The following is a 16,688-nucleotide window of genomic DNA, read 5'->3' as shown; positions in this document are numbered from 1 at the left end:
GGTGCAAACTATCATCGGCGGGCAGGATGCCCACCCCACAACAAGATTTAGTCTTTGTGGAACAGGCATCTTGCCTGTTCTTGAAAATGGTGCAAGATGTCAGTTTTCCCCACATCATAGCTCACAAAGGCAACCGCAGGACAAAGGTGCTGCCACAGCCCAATTCGCTACGCGCGCTGAGGCTGCCGCGGTGTGCGCGGGCGATCGCGCGGGCGATCGCCAATCCGAGTCCCGAACCGCCTGTATGGCGCGATCGAGATTTGTTGACTCGGTAAAAGCGATCGAATATCCGCCCTAAATCTGCCGCCGCTATCCCAATCCCGGTATCTTGCACCTGAATTATCGCCTCTTGGTGAGTGCAATCTAAGATTACTGTGACTTTTCCAACCGCCGGAGTGTATTGAATGGCGTTGACAATTAAGTTAGTAACGAGACGGTAAAGTCGATCGGCATCTCCGACAACATTCAATGGATGCTGTACGCGGATTTCGGATGTTAGCGCTACCTGGGAGGATCTCGCCAAAGCCGCCAATTCCTCGACCAAATCGCTCACCAAGTCGTTTAAACAACAAAGCTGAGGGCGATCGGATCTCGCTTGAGAGTCCATCCGCGCCAACAGCAACAAATCAGTCACTAAGTGAGTCAATCGTCGGTTTTGGCGATCGACAGTCTGCAAAATTTCCCGTGCTTCTTTCTCATCCAATTGTGGCATTAACAGCGCCGATTCTACAGTGGCTTGAGATGCCGCTAAAGGCGTTCGCAATTCGTGGGCAGCATCCGCCGTAAACTGTTGGATTTGTCGGTAAGAAGAATAAATCGGTTTCATTGCCAATCCTGCCAGCCACCAACTAGAAAAAACCACCAAAATTAACGCTGTCGGCAATCCTAACTTCAAAATTAATCTCACTGTACTGAGATAACTGTTGAAGTCTTGCAAGCTCCGTCCTACTTGAAAGTATCCCCAATCTTCCAGGGTGTTTGTGTGCAGTGATACAGAAATTTGGTGATAAATATTCCCTTTGCTGTCAGCGATTGTTTGCCAGTGTTGGGAGTTAAATGTCGGCGGCAATGTTTCGGGATAAGCGCCTGCTGTAGCAATCAATTTCCCAGAAGAGTCAAATAAACGAATATAGTAATAGCTTTGGTTGATAGCGCTTAAAATATGGCGATCGGCTAACTGTTCTTTAACGCCGTTAACTCCAATTACGCGGAGGTTTGGCAAAAGTTCATTGACGATTGGTTCTAGGCGTCCGGGTTGCTGTAGCTTGATTTCGAGGCTATCGTGGAGTGTCCCCGCTACCGATTCTAGTTCGCGATCGATCGCAATCCAGTGCGCGTGGGCGATCGCCTTATATACACCAAATCCCAACAAGCTTAAAATCAAACCCATGACTGCGGCGTAGGAAATCGCTAATTGCGATCGAGTGCGGTTAAATAGTTTATTTTGATTCACAATTCATGATTGGGTAATTGGTAATTGGTAATTGGTAATTGATTGGGATGATATTTTTTTATTTACCGCAGAGAACGCAGAGGACGCAGAGAAGGAGAAAAGAGAGAATTAGTAGAAGGGAGGAAAATAAATAGTCTTTTCTGAGTCCGCAAAGGCGGACTTTGTTTGTGTAAATGCGATTTCAACTTTTCTTAGTCCGCGGAGGCGGACATTGTTTGTGTAGACGCGGTTTCAACCGCCGAGTCTAAAAGTAATTTTGAAGGCAGAATTCAACTTTTCATCCGATATCCGACGCCGTGGACAGTTTCAATTAAGTTCGCACAGCCAACGGATTCGAGTTTGCGCCGCAGCAAGCGCACTTGAGCGGCTACTACATTGCTAAAAGTATCTGCGCTGGCTTCCCATATCTGATTCCGAATTTGGTCAGTCGTGACAATTTGGTTCGGATGTTTCATCAAATATTCTAACAATTGAAATTCTTTGTTAGTCAGCGAAATTGTTTGGTTGGTGCCGTTTTGATTGAGATAAAAAGCTGTGCGATTCCCGCAATCTAAGGCGAGATTTCCGATTTGTATCTGTTGGGGCTGTATTTGGGGCGATCGCCTTTGCAGCGCCCGCAACCTTGCTAACAGTTCCGCCATCCCGAAGGGCTTGACTAAATAATCGTCAGCCCCCGCATCCAATCCCGCCACTTTATCTTCCATCCTGTCTTTGGCTGTCAGCATCAAAACTGGCAAAAAACTATGTTTGGCGCGCAATCTTCGCAGCAATTCTATTCCCGACAATCCCGGAAGCAACCAGTCAAAGATGGCTAGGGTGTATTCCGTCCACTGACTATCTAGATATTCCCAAGCTTCATTCCCATCCTGGGCCCAGTCAACTATGTATTTTTCTTGCTTCAAAGTGCGATCGATCGCCTTTCCTAAATCTGGCTCATCTTCAACTAGCAAAATTCTCATAAAAAGTAACCTTATGTCGCGCTAGGTACGTAGTTGCGCTTTAGCGCTAAAGCGCAACTACGTACCTTTTGAAAAGTACCAATTGCGTTAGGATATAATTAATTCTTCAACTCTAAATTAACAAAACCCCGGTCGATCCGACCGGGTTTTTACAACTAAATTCAACTCAAACTATTGAGTGAATGTAAAACGACCGTCTACTTTTTCTCCCTTAATATCCGCATTCACCTTCACAGGATACTGGCCTGGATCTTTGCCGGGAAATACAACAGCGTAATGTTTGCCTTCAGGATCGTATTTGAGAGCTAGGGTTTGTTGCTTTCCACTCGGCAACTGCACTTGTGCTGACACTTTTGCGTCAGGAACCGGTTCCTTTTTATCGCCTTTTTGCAGGTACAAATCTAAGTGAGTTCCAGTAGCTTGTTTTTCAGGTACAAACTCTAAATGGTAAGCTCCAGCATTGACAACTTGACCGCCTTTAGCTCCTTTTGCACCAGCAGGAGCAGCGGCGGGAGCGGAAGAGACAGGTTTTGAGGCAGCAGGAGGGGGTGTTGGAGTGATTTTTGTATCGCTTGCTTCGTCGCCTTTACCGCAAGCTCCCAAAAACAGCAGTCCGATACTGCCGAGAATAATTAAACTTGATTTGATCGTTTTCATGTGCTTGACTCTTTACGGACAATTATTCGTAAATTATGGCATTTTAAAACAGGGCGTCAATCGATTTTAGATTTTAGATTTTAGATTTTAGAGGCGACTCCACGGATAAATTCGGGGGCTTGAGGATTTTCGATTTGGGATTGATTCCACGGATAAATCACGTGGCGGGTACCATGAAGAAATTCGCTTGTCAAGGAAAATCATCAAAAAATCTTCAGCAATAGCCCGAATCGTTGCTAGAAAGCACTTAAACCAGTTTTTTCATCTTCAGCAACAGGCTCAGGTTCTTGAGGCCGTAAAAACTTCCCGAATTGAGCGTACAAAGCTGGCAAAACTAACAGAGTTAACGCCGTAGAAGTAAACAATCCTCCTAAAACTACGATCGACAAAGGTTGTAATATTTCTTTTCCTGGCCCGCCTTCTAAGACTAACGGTGCTAAACCCAAAGCTGAAGTTAAAGCGGTCATTAAAATGGCGTTGAGGCGTTCCATCGAGCCTTTAACAACGGCTTCTTGAAAGGGCATTCCTTCAGCAAATTTAGAGTTATAGTTGTCTACTAACAGCAAGCCGTTGCGGGTAGCTACGCCGAATAATGTGACAAACCCAACCAGGGAAGCGACGGAAATTATACCGCCAGTCAAAGCTACAGCAATTACTCCTCCAACTAAGCCGATCGGCAAATTGATCATAATCATCGCAGTTGAAGCGATCGACTTAACGGACAAGTACATCAAGACGGTAATGACCAAAAAGGCGATCGCGCTAAACACTATAATATTCTGCGAAGCCCTTTGTTCCGCCTCAAATTGACCGCCGTACTGGATAAAATAACCAAACGGTAACTGCACCTCCCGCTTGACTTTAGCTTGAATTTCATTCACAACCGATCGCAAATCCCTACCTTTAGCATTAGCCGCCGCCACAATCAGCCGCGACACATTCTCGCGGTTAATCGTATTTGGGCCCGTACCGTATGTAACAGTCGCAACTTGCGCCAGGGGAATTTTACCCCCCCTTTCATCCCCCCCTTTATAAGGGGGGGAAAGAGGGGGGGTATCAACCAACAAATTTTGAATAGTTTCGAGATTGTTTCTGGCTGACGGCTGCAACCACACAACTAAATCAAAAGTTTGCTGTGCTTCCAACACTTGAGAAACAACTTTGCCATTTAAAGCTATTTCGATGATTTCCGAAAGTTCTCCGATTTTCAAACCATATCTACCCGCAGCTTGGCGGTTAAACTTAATTTGAATCTGCTGCACCGGCACCTGCGGTTCCAGTTGCAAATCCACAATTCCCTTCACAGTTTTCATTTGCGCTTCAACTTGAGCACCGATAGTGCGAAGTTGATTCAAATCCGGGCCAAAGATTTTCACAGCAATTTGACTCCTGACACCGGACAAAACCTCATCCATCCGGTGAGAAATAAAACCGCCGATATTTGGTGCAACTCCCGGCAATTTCGCAAATTCCTGCCGCAAATACTCCAAAGTTTTCGACCGATTTTTCATTCCTTCCTCGCTCAAACCAATATCGATGTGAGCTAAATTGACACCCGCAGCATCAGCATCGCCCGGAGCTCTGCCCGATCGCACTTGCACGTATTCAAATCTGCGATCGTCCTTAAGTGCATCTTCCATCGCAAAAGCCGCGCTATCCGTCGTCTCCAAAGACACCCCCGGATAAAGCAGAATAGTATTCACCAAAGTTTGCTCCTGAAACTCCGGCAAAAACACCCGTCCAAAGGAAGGCAAAACAACTAATGCAGCCACCATGCTAGCAGCAGCTAAAACTAAAACTATCGCCGAATACCGCATTGATAATTGGATGAAAAAGTGATATATTTTTTTGCAAAATCTCGGCAACCAAGGTTCCTTGGCACTCATGCGTTTGTTCGGTAATAAAATAGCACAAAGCGCCGGAGAAACGAACAGCGATTCTAAACTAGAAATCACCACAACCACCAAATAAGTAATTCCCATCGGCGTAAAAATTCGACCTTCTACACCCGGCAAAGTAAAAATCGGCGAAAACACCACAATCCCAATTACCGTTGCTCCAATTAACGAATCGCGCACCTCTTGAGAGCCATCAAAAATCACATCCATCACCGGGCGCGGATGCCCAGAAGCCGTATTTTCTCGTAAATTGCGGTAGGTATTTTCAGCATAAACAATCGCATCGTCGATCGCAGTGCCGATCGCCACCGACAACCCCCCCAAAGTCATCGTATTCAATCCCAGCCCCAGCCAATACATCGCCAGCAGCCCGAACAGCCAAGTTAGGAAGAAATCGAGCAAAACCACCGTCAGAGTGCGCCAATTCATCAAAAACGGGATGAGAATGATGGTGACAATGATACTGCCTTCAACTAAAGCCGATCGCACATTTTCCACCGAAGAGTTGATATACTCTTCCTGCCGGAAAGTCACTGTCACCTTAATATCCTTAGGTAAAGCTTGCTGTACCTCAGCCATTGCCGCCTCAACCGCCTTCGTTACCGTCGGAGTATCGGCAACGGGCTGTCTGTTTACCATCACAATCACAGCTTTTTTGCCGTTAAAACTGCCGTTTCCCCGCTTGATTGCAGCACCAATTTTAACATCAGCGACATCACCAATTCTGACTGGTGTTCCTTGACGAGAGGCGATCGCAGATTGCTGCAAATCTGCCACCGATTCAATCCGCCCCACGCCTCGAATTAACGTTTCTTTATCCGGTGTAATTAAATAGCCTCCCGGCGCATTAACATTCGCAGCCTTCGTCGCTTCCGCAACTTGCTGCAAGGACACATTAAAAGCTTTTAGCTTAGCAGGTTCGACTAATACTTGATACTGCCTTTGTTCGCCGCCGTAAGCCACGATTTGAGCAACACCAGTCACTGCCAAAAGGCGATTTGTGACTTGCCAATCAACCAAACGGCGCACTTCCATCAGCGGAGTAGTTTCTGATGTAAAAGCATAGGTAATTACCAAACCAACCGGAGAAGTTGTCGGAGAAATTTGTGGTGTTTCTACTCCAGCCGGGAGTTTGCTTTGAGCTTGTTGCAATCTTTCTGTAATCAACTGGCGGGCTTGATATATTTCGGTTCCCCAATCAAAGATTACCTTAACAGCAGAAATGCCGACAGCCGAAGACGATCGCACTGCTGTTACTCCCGGAGTTCCGTTAATCGCACTTTCGATCGGGAGTGTTACTAAAGACTCGATTTCTTCCGGTGCGAGGCCCGGTGCTTCTGTCTGAATTTCGACTTGCGGCGGTGCAAAAGGCGGGAAGACATCGAGGGACATTTTGGGGATGATATATAATGTCCAAAGGCTAATAATAATGGTGGCGAGAACGACTAGCCAGCGGCGATTAATTACCCATCTCAGAATAGTGCTGAACATTTAAACAGTTGACAGTTGACAGTTGACAGTTGACAGTTAAATAGCCATTCAATCTAGATTGACACCCAAGAATGAAATTAGGATGAAATCGTTTCTCTTTTAAGTCTGATTTATAAGTTATAGCGGTTCTCAGAAAGATTCGCGGACGTTGTTGGGCTTCAGCCCTCTTGGTTTAAGGGTTATGTAAGCTGTCAGTAGCTGTAGGGTGCGTCGCCATCTACAATCCTCAAAAAAAACGACAATCTCGTAGCGACGCACCTTACAAATCCTTTAAATAACCAATCGAATGTTCATCATAGTTATTATGAAAGCACCCAACAAATACTCACAAACTCTAAAAAACTTTGGCGAAACAGACTACAATCCAGTCCCGCCAAAGCGCTCAAAACGAGTAATCATGCGCGCTCAGTTCAAAGGGCGTAAAAAACCTATGATGTATATTTGTGATCGAGAAGAATCGCACAGATTTCTAGATGCAGATAAATGAATCAACTCTCAGACAAGGTGATTACTTGTAAACAAAAATTTTACTTTAAACTCTGGGTTTCTGCCTCCTGGCTTTTAACACGGTGGTTGTCATCATGCGGCAATTCATCTACTTTACTCGCATTGATTGCCACTGCGGAGGTAGAAAAACCATTTTTGGCATGACTTTGAGATGCTGCTAGTGCTGGAAATTTGCGCCGTTTTCCCAAAAATACCCCGGCTGTGAAAGTCAAGGATGCGATCGCAATTCCTCCCCCAACTCCCGCCCACAATAAAGACACAGGCAAATTATTAAAGTTAACCTCTGTTACCTTAGGACTTACCTCTTTCTTTTCCTCGCTTGTTGATGGCTTACTACCGCCTCGCAGAGATTGTGCGTAAAGTTGAGGCGCCCGCTGGGTTACAATCAAATCTCCATCGAATAAACCGCTCTTAATTTCTACTAAATCCCCCGCAGTTTGACCGACTTCAATGTCAACCGCTTGATAAGCATCGCCATTTTGGACGTAAACGGTTTTTTTACCGCTAACATCTACTACCGCTGTACTCGGAATTGCTAAAACATTAGTAACATTTTTGTTAGTTAAAATTTCCAACTCAGCAAACAATCCCGGCTTTAACTCGCCGTTACTATTATCTAATTCTGCTTTCACTGGGATAACTCGCGTTTCTCCTTGCACGGATGAGCCAATTAAGGTGATTTTTCCCTTGAAAATACGATCGCCCAAATTAGCAACTTTCACCCTGACTTCCTGGCCCTGTTTTACCTGATTCAAGTCTTTTTCGTAGATGTTGGCGGTGGCAAAAACCCGGCTGTCATTTAAGACGCTCATCAACGGTTTTTCAGCGCTTACAGACTCTCCTGGGGTGATGGCGCGATCGGCAATCGTACCAGAAATCGGAGCAATTACGGTGACAAGTCCTCGATCGTTCGCAACAGCACCTAATTGTTGCAGCCGTGCTTGATAAGCCGCATCGGCTAAGCGAATGCGCGACTGAGCGACTTGTACGGCAGTTTTGCCACGTTTGACCTGATTCTCGGCTTCTAAGACTTCCCGGCGGCTCTGAGCCTTGGTGAGTTGAGCTTTTGCCTCTGCCACCTTGCCTTGGGAATCGCGCAATTCCCGCACCGGCAGATCTACTTCGGCTTGTTTAATTTCGGTTTCGGCTTTAATAACTTCGGGACGGCTTTTTGCCTTGGCAACATTGGCTTTGGCTTCGGCGAAGTGAGATTGCGACTCTAGCATTGTACGCCGCGCGATCGCCCCTGACGCAACTAACTCGCGATCGCGATCGAACTGTTCCTTAGCCACAGTCAGTTCAGTTTCCGCCCGCGCTATCTCTGCTTGCGCTATTTCAATCTGACGTTGATAATTTTCCTTAGCAACTTTGACAACTGAACGCTTGTTTACTAATTCTTGCTCTCGTTGGTACTGCTTAGTTACCGCTGTCAGTTGAGTTTGGGCTTGTATTATTTCTGCTTCAGAGATTTGAATTTGGCGATCGTAATTTTCTCGTGCTAGTTTCAAATCGCCTTGTGCTTGCTGCAAATCTGCCTCAGCTTCCGCTCGTTTCGAGAGAGATTCAACGCGCAACTGTCCTAATTCTGAACTCGACAAAACCGCAACCGGTTGACCTTTTGATACCTTGTCTCCAGGCTTAACTAACAACTCTACCACTTTGCCAGCTACCGAAGCCGTTACTTCTACCTTTTGGTTTGGCAAAGTTTCAATTTGTCCTGTGGTTTTGATGCCGATATCTAGTCGCTGTCGGGTAGCCGGAGAGACTTTAATTCCCAACCGTTTTGCTGTTACGGCATCTACAGAAATAGCAGCAGGAGTTTGAGTTGTTTCGCCGCTTTGGTGAAATTCATTTCCGTGTCCCGCGTGGGCGAAAACTGCGGTAGGAGAATTTAGCAAAATTAGGCTTAACAAAGTTATTGAAAAGCTGCTAATAATTGCCGGAGATTGAGAATATTGGTGAAATATCATCGTTGGCATTTTCCTGGAAATGAGGTTGAGTGCCACAGGCTTAGCGGTTGGTATTTTGCCAAAAGAAGTAAGTCAACCGAATTAACCGGAGCTACTTATTAGCATTTTTCAAGAAACGACTGCTAAGCAATGACCAAGAGCTAAAATTTATCTCCTCAACCTAGTCTTTCACTGCCAAATGAAATTAGGATGAAATTTCGGCTCAGCAGCCCAGATACCCTCCAGATTCTAAAATCCGAAGATAAGTTTTACCTAATCCCAAGGAATTGCGCTGTAGATTTTTTGCTCGTTTCTCAAGTTCTTTCGCTTCAATTTCTTTTGTTAAAATGCTCATTAGCTCGTCCCCGGCTGCGTTTGATTGATAAGTTGTGTTTGATTCCAAGCTGTTCAACATCATTGACTACCCTGTATATAGCTTTGTAGTGATTCTCATACTTTAGAGGTAGGGCTTCTGAATTGTCTACAGTATTTTTACGTAAAAAATGAAATGATGTGAATTCAGACAACTGCTGACAGCCCTGTTCGAGCTATATTAATGTTAGCCCAAGGTTTTTGCCACTTTTCAGTAGCAAGATTTCTAGCTTTTGTCAAGCAAGTATTTCATGAAAAATTGACACGCTGTGATTCCTATCACTTGTTTTTTGGCTTTCTGTCACATATTGCTTAGTGGAGCTAAATTACTCCTTGTACTAAGCTTGGTACCAGTCTTTCATTTGCTCAATTTCTGCTTGTTCCGAATTCAAAATTTATTGATCTAATTTCTTTGTTTCCGGCTGTTTCGACTTTTTGAAAGTATCTTCAGCCATCAATAAAGTGGGTGCATCTGGTTTTTGAAGAGGGCGAAGCATGACCGGATATAAGTTATTAGTTATAATCCCATATTGATTGCGGTCATGCTTCGCCCCTACAGATATATTTGCTTGCATTGAGATGCACTCAATAAAGCTTCTTCGCGGTGGAGAATAATCGCAGTTTTTCAGTATATAGTGGAGCGAGCGAAAGATTCGCGGACGATAGGGCATAGGGCATAGGGCATAGGGCATAGGGCATAGGGCATAGGGCATAGGGCATAGGGCATAGGGCATAGGGCATAAGGCATACCTCACTTTTTTGAGAACCGCTGTATAGTGGAGCGAGCTAAAGATGAAGTATTGACCAATCAATCCCTCAATCCCTCAATCCCTCAATCCCTCAATCTAAAATCTAAAATCTAAACTTCTGCCTCATCTTTTTGATAAAGACTATACAAGGGGCGGGTTAAGCAAGCCAACTTCCAGACAACAGATAATTCCCGTACAAAACCCGCCCTCTTAAATTAGCCTCCCCAAACTTTCTTCAAAACCTCTTGAGGAGAAATGTCAGCCATTTTACCAGTAGGAGATTTAATTCCCAAAAAGCGATCGCTCTTGGGCAGCAATTTTGCAGGTTCAGTCGGGCCGAACAAAGCTATTGTATAAGTTTGAACCGCCACAGCTAAGTGCATCGGCGCACTGTCAGTACACATCATCAAATTAGCAGCAGCAATGGTGGCCGCCAACTTGCCGACATCATCCGGCGAGATAACTTTTACACTCGGACAGAGTTCGACTAACTTTTTCACGAAGGCTTCATCTTCGGGCCCTTTCACCACCACAACGGGTAAATTTGGCTGCCGCTGCTGGCAGTCTTTGATGATTTGCTGCCAGTTGTCTATTGGGTAAATTTTGTCAATACCTTTAGACAAAGCTAGCTGACTCGAACCGCCGTGAATTAGAATGTAACCGCTTTCTTTGATTCCCAACCGCTGCTGTTCGGCTTCCGCCCACTGAATATCCTGTTTTGGTACACTAATTGCGATCGCAGGACTTGGATTGTTAATGTTGAATCCTTGGAGCAAATCGTGGTACATTGAAGCCGCGTACTGGTCTGTTTTCAGAGGTACCGAATCGGTGAGAAATCGAGCGCCGTTGGTTCCAGAATACCCAACTCTCTGGGGAATGCCTGTCAGCCACAGCAGAAGTCCTACAGTCCACCGCTGGCCGAGAGAAACAACTGCTTCGTATTCGCGATCGCGAATTACGCCCAGTAAATTTCCCAAATCAGCCATCGCATTGCGATCTTTGAAATTGTACGTCAAGACTTCTTTGACAGACTTGCAGACTCGGTAAGCGCCCTTCGCCCTCGGTTCCACGATGACATCAATCTGAGCCTCTGGATAAGACTGCTTGAGGTCATCAAGGGTAGGGAAAAATAAAATTTGGTCGCCAATCCCGCCTGGGACAAGTGCTAGTATTCGCATCATAAACGATCGGGCTATTATCTATCGAGGTAGCTCTCAGCGATCGGCTTTCAGCTATCAGCTTATAGTATTTTAAGACGTTAAAAGCTACTGGCTGACAGCAAAACAACTGACTGAAAATTACAGGACGCTTTTAATATATACCTAGTTGGGTGAAGAAGGGTTAGTTAATGCACTTATTAATTCCTGCGGCGGGTTCGGGGCGACGGATGGGTAGTCAGCGGAACAAACTGCTGCTGACTTTGCTGGAAAAACCTTTGCTGAGTTGGACTTTGGCCGCCGCTGAAGCTTCGCAGCAGATTAGCTGGATCGGCATTATGGGCCAGCCTGAAGATTTTCCTGATTTTAAGGCAATTCTGGGCGATTTAGCTTTGCTCAAGCCCGTGGAACTGATTCAAGGAGGGGCTACCAGGCAAGAGTCAGTTTACAACGGTTTGCAGGCCTTGCCGCCAAATGCCGATCGCGTGTTGATTCACGACGGCGCCAGGTGTTTAGCAACTCCTGAATTGTTCGATCGATCTTCAGCAGCTCTCTTAAGCTGTCCGGGCTTGATTGTCGCCGTCCCGGTCAAGGATACGATTAAGGTGGTGGATGAGTCTAGAATCGTGCGAGACACACCGGACAGAAGCCATTTGTGGGCTGCCCAGACTCCCCAAGGATTTGAAGTGAAATTGTTAAAGCAGTGTCACCAACAAGGGCGGGAGAAAGGTTGGGAAGTTACAGACGATGCAGCTTTGTTTGAAAAATGCGGTTTACCAGTGCAAATTGTGGAGGGGGAAGAGACAAATTTAAAAGTTACAACGCCCGTTGATTTAGCGCTAGCTGAATTTATTTTGCGGCAGAGAACAGATAAGAGTAAATAAAATTTGTTGACTATTTTTAAGAACGGGCTTTCCGGCCCGTTCCACAATCAATAATTTTATTAATTGTGGAACAGGCCGGAAAGCCTGTTCCTTCTGTTATCCTAGAAATATCATAGCTGGAAGTAAAAAAATATGATTTCTGTTGCGCCGATCGCACCACCGTTACTCCGAGGCGAACAGCGAGTGGTGTTTAGAGATATTACTTGGGAGGGTTATCAACAACTGCTCCAGATTTTGGGCGATAAACGAGCGGCTACATTGACATTCGATCGAGGGACTTTAGAAATTACCATGCCTTTAGAAGAACACGAATTCTCAGCACGCTTAATCGAGTTTTTGATTCGGATTTTGGTGAGAGAACTAGGTTTAAAGATAAAAACAATGGGTTCGACAACCCTCGATCGATCGGATCTAGAGCGCGGTGCAGAACCCGATAATGCCTATTACATCCAAAATCAGCCCCTCGTAGCCGGTCGTACAGTAGATTTAGCAACAGATCCGCCACCCGATTTAGTCGTAGAAATAGATATCACCCATACTGATATTAACAAGCCTGCTCTCTATGCCAGTATGGGAGTACCGGAGTTGTGGCGGTACGATGGTAGAGAATGGCGAATTTATAAGCTGGAGAATGATGAGTATTTGGAAGTATCTGTTAGCCCCACTTTTCCGATTCTCCCCAAGTCCAAGCTCTACGAATTTTTGGCGGCAGCACAGGTAGATGAGGTAGAAGCGGAGGTGAATTTACGCAACTGGGTGAGAGAGAATACTGACGGTTGATTCATATTATTGGTTGTTCGTAATTATGGAGCTATATTTTTTTTAAACCGCAGAGGAACGCAGATAAACGCAGATAAAATCCCATCCGCGTTCATCCTTGTTCATTCGCTGAGATCTGCGGTCAAAAAATCCAAATCTATGCAATAACCAATAACTTAGGTTTATCATGAAGGATTAATCGGAAAATCAGTATCATATTCAATCTCTGTCGCACTTTTAACTAAATCCAAAAACGCAAACACGGCCGGAATTAACAGCGCATCCTTCAAAACAGCCACTCCAATTACCCTTTCAAAAGCCGCTGGTAAACTGCAAACTTTTACCTCAGTAGGTATCGGTTCCGCCGCCAAACGCGGCATAATTGCAGCACCCAAACCGCCCATCACCATACTGACGATAGTTGAATCTTCGCTGAGTTCGTAAGCGATATTTAAGGGAAACTCCGAAGTTGCTAAATATTTGCGTAGCGGTATAGAACAAGCAGTTTCCGGCGGCTGCAAAATCAGCGGATGATTTGCTAATTCTTCCCAAGTAATCTTAGCACTTGATAATTTAGCAGTTGGTGGCAACAACACAACGTATTTATCCCGCAAAATTTCTCTACTTTCAAATTCATCTGAGATGGGAAGAGAAACAAAGCCGATGTCTGCTTTGCCCGATCGCAAAGCTTCCTCCACAGCCTGGGTATAATAGACTTCGGTAATGCTGACAGCAATCTTGGGAAAGCGATCGCGAAATTGAGCAATAATACCCGGTAGGATATGAGTTGCGACGCTGCGAAACGTCACTATCCGCACCTGGCCTCCCTGCAAACCTTTCTCTAAATCCGCTTCTTTTACCATCATTTCTAACGATCGCACAATTTGACGCCCGTGAAGCACCACTCTTTCCCCCACCGGCGTCAGTTGAGCACCGTGTCGCCCCCGATGGAACAATTGCACACCCAATTCTGTTTCTAAAGAGGCGATGGCGTGGCTGACTGCGGATTGTGACAGTTCCATTTGCAAAGCCGCTTCGCTAAAGTTTTCACAGTCGGCTACTGCTATCAAAGCCTGAATCTGAGAGAGTTTCATCCGCCGTGTGTTGATGTCATTCATAGCGTTTCCTAGAAGGAAGAGTTGACAGTTGACAGTTGACAGTTGACAGTTGACAGTTGACAGAGGGAAGAAGGAAAAAAGAAGCATCTCAGTTGTGCATTTACAGTGTTCCGCTCAAAAAAGGTTCGTAGTACGGACTTTAGTCCGCTCTTTAAAAAATGCTTCTTGAAAAACTGAGATGCTCCCAGGAAAAAGGACTCGAAGGCAAGGTTTTCAGCAATTAATAACGTCCTACTAACTGTCGGGTGCGGTTGGTATATTTATCTATCGATTTTATTCATACAACCTATGCAAGTAATGACTTGATTGTTGTTTTGCCCAGAGCTAGGGTGGATTTATCAGGTAAAAGATTTAATTGTACAGGAGTTGCAGAGCTATCAAAAGTGCTGTAATTGCGAGCAAGTTATTGCTTCCTTTTAGCTGCGATTTTTGATTGTGCAATTTTTGTTTAATTAAGAATTTGAAGGTGTTTGTTATGTCAACTTACGAAAAAGTGCGGTATCCCGAAAAAACAAGCGTTGTTTCGATTAACGAGCGAGCTAAATATGCCAAAAAGCCAAAAAGCCGATCGCTCTTTTCAGCTATCAATCAACTTTGGCAAGGTTTGCTCACCGCCGCTGCTGGCGAAAACGAGGTCAGAATTTGGCAAACCTGCGATCGCAATGGTAACACTTGCTGGCACGGTTGCGATCGCGCGACTGGTCGCTCTAAGAGCGCGGCGACAGATGACGAAATACGCGCTTGGATCGATCGGCGTTATTGCCAATAGTAGATTATTGCTTGTGTGGGGGAGTTTCGATTGTTTGCGAGCAGCCAAGATTTTGATAAACCAGCCCGCCAGAAAATTCGGGGAAATTGTTGATTTTGGATAATTAATTCCAAAGGAGATGCTATGCTTCAAAGATATTCCGAATGTGCAGCGCCAGATCGCATAATCCTCATGAAAAACGAGGTGTATAGGTTGCCTCAAAATCATCGAGAAGTTCAAGTCTTGTCAGGAATTGCTTGGATTACAGTTGACAAACAGGACATCATCTTGCACAGTCCAGAAAAAATATCGCTTCCACCGAGCAAAAACTTTGCTGTCATCTCCGCTCTCAACTATATGCCGCTGATTATGGCAGTCTGTTCAACAGTTGACAGTTGACAGTTGACAGTTGACAGTTTGAGAGCTACCTCTACCCTTAAGTCCGAGTATTGGAGTAATGAATAGTCTGATTTTAATTTCTCCCGATCGGGCGGGCTTTCAACCAATTCTTTATGGTAAGACATAAGCCAAGCCAAGCCATTTTCGATTTTGGATTGAAGAAGTGGAATTGACTGCTTGTGCATGAGTTTGCAACTTGCTTAAAGTTGCATTCTTTGTTGAAACTGGTATCAGAGGCTAGCGACACAGAAAAAAACTTGGCAGAAACACCCCAAAGAGGTCTATCTTATTTATAAATGGGCTTTTGGAGGACTCGATCGGTGTATTGCCACTCTTACCGCTTCAGCTATCTCGCAGCTATAAGTATTGTGGTATCGCCCGCACTCAGCTTGCTGGAAATTTCAGACGCTCGGGCATTTGCCCCTATTATAAATGCCAGGCCAGCTCGATCGGGCGATTCCCTACGGGATAGCTTCGCCCCGCGTGCCCAAGCAACAGATCCCAAAACGGAAGCAGACAAACTCTTTGAAACAGGAGTCAAACAGCACCGTGAGGGTTTGTTTCGAGAAGCAATCCAGACTTTTGAGCAAGTTTTGGCAATTCGCAAGCAACTAGCCGACAAACCGGGAATCGGAGAAACCCTCAACAATATCGGGGAAGTTTACACCGAAATGGGTTCGCAGTCCAAAGCTTTGGAAGTTTTGCGACAAGCTTTAGCCATTCACCGAGAAATCGGCGAAGGGCCCCGCATTGCCCACACTCTCAATCTCATCGGTTTCGTCAACCGACTTGCGGACAATTTTGACGAAGCGATGAAACTGCACCAAGAAGCTTTGGAACTTGCAAAAATTGCCAACGACCAAATTCAAATAGCAGAATCTTTTCACAACATCGCGGCAGTGTACGCAGAGCAGGTAAATTACGCAAAGGCGATCGAATTTTACCAGCAAGCGCGGACGATTCGCACCACAGAGGGCGATCGGCGCGATTTAGGCCGTACCCTCAATAACATGGGCGGCGTCTATTACAACATCGGCGACTTTAACAGAGCGATGGAATTTTACCATCAAGCCTTAGCAATTCGCCGGGAAATCGGAGACAGGGCTGGCGTCGCCCGCCTCCTCAACAACATGGCACTTACCTGTCGCAAACAAGGCAAAGATACTCAAGCGTTGATCTATTTTCAGCAAGCAATACCGATGTTTGAAGCTATCGGTGACAAGACAAGTATGGGACGCTTGTTTAACAATATGGGCGCGATTTATGAAAGTCTCCGTCAATATCCTAAAGCTCTCAACTCCTACGAGCGAGCTTTGAAAATTGCCCGCGATGGCGGCGATAAAGCTGGAGAAACTACGGCGATGGAAGGCATTAAACGATTGTCGTCCGGGCAGTCTTTGCCACAATAATCGCAGGATATAATTATCATATTTCTTGGTACGTAGTTGCGCTTAAGCGCTCTTTCTTGGATGAAGAAAGAGCGCTGAAGCGCAACAACATACCTTTCTTGGTACGTAGTTGCGCTTAAGCGCTCTTTCTTGGATGAAGAAACAGCGCTTGCATCGCAACAACATACCTTTCTTGGTAC

Annotated in this window: 14 protein-coding genes; 5 read left to right on the top strand and 9 right to left on the bottom strand. The window is 45.4% G+C overall.

Annotated features, from left to right (window positions below):
• Positions 1-121: 121 nt before the first annotated feature.
• The 8 genes from rppB to JGK36_RS21610 form a co-directional block, all read right to left on the bottom strand.
• Positions 122-1,453 (bottom strand): two-component system sensor histidine kinase RppB, encoded by a 1,332-nt coding sequence (rppB, locus tag JGK36_RS21645; protein WP_293196843.1) that lies wholly within the window; start codon positions 1,451-1,453, stop codon positions 122-124.
• A gap of 269 nt (positions 1,454-1,722) precedes the next feature.
• Positions 1,723-2,412 carry a two-component system response regulator RppA gene (gene rppA / locus JGK36_RS21640; protein ID WP_293181098.1) on the bottom strand — a complete coding sequence of 230 codons (690 nt, stop codon included), beginning with the start codon at positions 2,410-2,412 and terminating at the stop codon, positions 1,723-1,725.
• A 171-nt stretch (positions 2,413-2,583) separates the two neighbouring features.
• The gene (locus JGK36_RS21635) at positions 2,584-3,069 is read right to left on the bottom strand and encodes a hypothetical protein (protein ID WP_293196842.1); all 486 of its coding nucleotides are present in this window, start codon (positions 3,067-3,069) and stop codon (positions 2,584-2,586) included.
• 236 nt (positions 3,070-3,305) lie between these two features.
• Entirely contained in the window at positions 3,306-6,458 is a 3,153-nt protein-coding gene (locus tag JGK36_RS21630) for an efflux RND transporter permease subunit (protein WP_293196841.1), read from the bottom strand.
• Positions 6,459-6,985: 527 nt separating this feature from the next.
• On the bottom strand, positions 6,986-8,935 hold the full coding sequence (locus JGK36_RS21625) for an efflux RND transporter periplasmic adaptor subunit (RefSeq protein ID WP_293196840.1): 1,950 nt from the start codon (positions 8,933-8,935) through the stop codon (positions 6,986-6,988).
• 202 nt (positions 8,936-9,137) lie between these two features.
• Positions 9,138-9,269, bottom strand: coding sequence for a hypothetical protein (locus JGK36_RS21620; RefSeq protein ID WP_293191029.1), 132 nt, complete (start codon positions 9,267-9,269; stop codon positions 9,138-9,140).
• A 412-nt stretch (positions 9,270-9,681) separates the two neighbouring features.
• Positions 9,682-9,861 (bottom strand): hypothetical protein, encoded by a 180-nt coding sequence (locus tag JGK36_RS21615; RefSeq protein WP_293181086.1) that lies wholly within the window; start codon positions 9,859-9,861, stop codon positions 9,682-9,684.
• A gap of 389 nt (positions 9,862-10,250) precedes the next feature.
• Positions 10,251-11,213, bottom strand: a complete 963-nt coding sequence (locus JGK36_RS21610) for a glycosyltransferase family 9 protein (protein ID WP_293181175.1) — start codon at positions 11,211-11,213, stop codon at positions 10,251-10,253.
• 170 nt (positions 11,214-11,383) lie between these two features.
• On the opposite strand from JGK36_RS21610, the gene ispD reads away from it, so the two are divergent.
• Positions 11,384-12,076, top strand: a complete 693-nt coding sequence (gene ispD, locus JGK36_RS21605; RefSeq protein ID WP_293181083.1) for a 2-C-methyl-D-erythritol 4-phosphate cytidylyltransferase — start codon at positions 11,384-11,386, stop codon at positions 12,074-12,076.
• Positions 12,077-12,208: 132 nt separating this feature from the next.
• A complete protein-coding gene (locus JGK36_RS21600) occupies positions 12,209-12,856 on the top strand; it encodes a Uma2 family endonuclease (RefSeq protein ID WP_293196839.1) in 648 nt (215 codons plus the stop codon).
• A 164-nt stretch (positions 12,857-13,020) separates the two neighbouring features.
• On the opposite strand, the gene JGK36_RS21595 is transcribed toward JGK36_RS21600, so the two are convergent.
• Complete coding sequence (locus tag JGK36_RS21595; RefSeq protein WP_293196838.1) at positions 13,021-13,953, bottom strand: LysR family transcriptional regulator; 933 nt, start codon at positions 13,951-13,953, stop codon at positions 13,021-13,023.
• A 475-nt stretch (positions 13,954-14,428) separates the two neighbouring features.
• Here JGK36_RS21595 and JGK36_RS21590 point away from each other — a divergent pair, with 475 nt between their 5' ends.
• The 3 genes from JGK36_RS21590 to JGK36_RS21580 all read left to right on the top strand — a co-directional run bounded on the left by JGK36_RS21590 (position 14,429) and on the right by JGK36_RS21580 (position 16,509).
• On the top strand, positions 14,429-14,722 hold the full coding sequence (locus JGK36_RS21590; RefSeq protein WP_293191035.1) for a hypothetical protein: 294 nt from the start codon (positions 14,429-14,431) through the stop codon (positions 14,720-14,722).
• 123 nt (positions 14,723-14,845) lie between these two features.
• Entirely contained in the window at positions 14,846-15,100 is a 255-nt protein-coding gene (locus tag JGK36_RS21585) for a hypothetical protein (protein ID WP_293181071.1), read from the top strand.
• Between the two features lie 320 nt (positions 15,101-15,420).
• A complete protein-coding gene (locus tag JGK36_RS21580) occupies positions 15,421-16,509 on the top strand; it encodes a tetratricopeptide repeat protein (protein WP_293181068.1) in 1,089 nt (362 codons plus the stop codon).
• Positions 16,510-16,688: the final 179 nt, after the last annotated feature.

The sequence above is a fragment of the Microcoleus sp. PH2017_35_SFW_U_B genome (assembly GCF_020737865.1).
Classification (GTDB): domain Bacteria; phylum Cyanobacteriota; class Cyanobacteriia; order Cyanobacteriales; family Microcoleaceae; genus Microcoleus.
The sequence above is the reverse complement of the archived record's forward strand: the minus strand, read 5'-3'. Positions and strand labels throughout refer to the sequence as shown.

Excerpts from the sequence above, each read along its gene's own strand:
- rppA (WP_293181098.1), bottom strand. The coding sequence starts at position 2,412 with ATGAGAATTTTGCTAGTTGAAGATGAGCCAGATTTAGGAAAGGCGATC.
- JGK36_RS21635 (WP_293196842.1), bottom strand. The coding sequence starts at position 3,069 with ATGAAAACGATCAAATCAAGTTTAATTATTCTCGGCAGTATCGGACTG.
- JGK36_RS21630 (WP_293196841.1), bottom strand. The coding sequence starts at position 6,458 with ATGTTCAGCACTATTCTGAGATGGGTAATTAATCGCCGCTGGCTAGTC.
- JGK36_RS21625 (WP_293196840.1), bottom strand. The coding sequence starts at position 8,935 with ATGATATTTCACCAATATTCTCAATCTCCGGCAATTATTAGCAGCTTT.
- JGK36_RS21620 (WP_293191029.1), bottom strand. The coding sequence starts at position 9,269 with ATGAGCATTTTAACAAAAGAAATTGAAGCGAAAGAACTTGAGAAACGA.
- JGK36_RS21615 (WP_293181086.1), bottom strand. The coding sequence starts at position 9,861 with ATGCAAGCAAATATATCTGTAGGGGCGAAGCATGACCGCAATCAATAT.
- JGK36_RS21610 (WP_293181175.1), bottom strand. The coding sequence starts at position 11,213 with ATGCGAATACTAGCACTTGTCCCAGGCGGGATTGGCGACCAAATTTTA.
- ispD (WP_293181083.1), top strand. The coding sequence starts at position 11,384 with ATGCACTTATTAATTCCTGCGGCGGGTTCGGGGCGACGGATGGGTAGT.
- JGK36_RS21600 (WP_293196839.1), top strand. The coding sequence starts at position 12,209 with ATGATTTCTGTTGCGCCGATCGCACCACCGTTACTCCGAGGCGAACAG.
- JGK36_RS21595 (WP_293196838.1), bottom strand. The coding sequence starts at position 13,953 with ATGAATGACATCAACACACGGCGGATGAAACTCTCTCAGATTCAGGCT.
- JGK36_RS21590 (WP_293191035.1), top strand. The coding sequence starts at position 14,429 with ATGTCAACTTACGAAAAAGTGCGGTATCCCGAAAAAACAAGCGTTGTT.
- JGK36_RS21585 (WP_293181071.1), top strand. The coding sequence starts at position 14,846 with ATGCTTCAAAGATATTCCGAATGTGCAGCGCCAGATCGCATAATCCTC.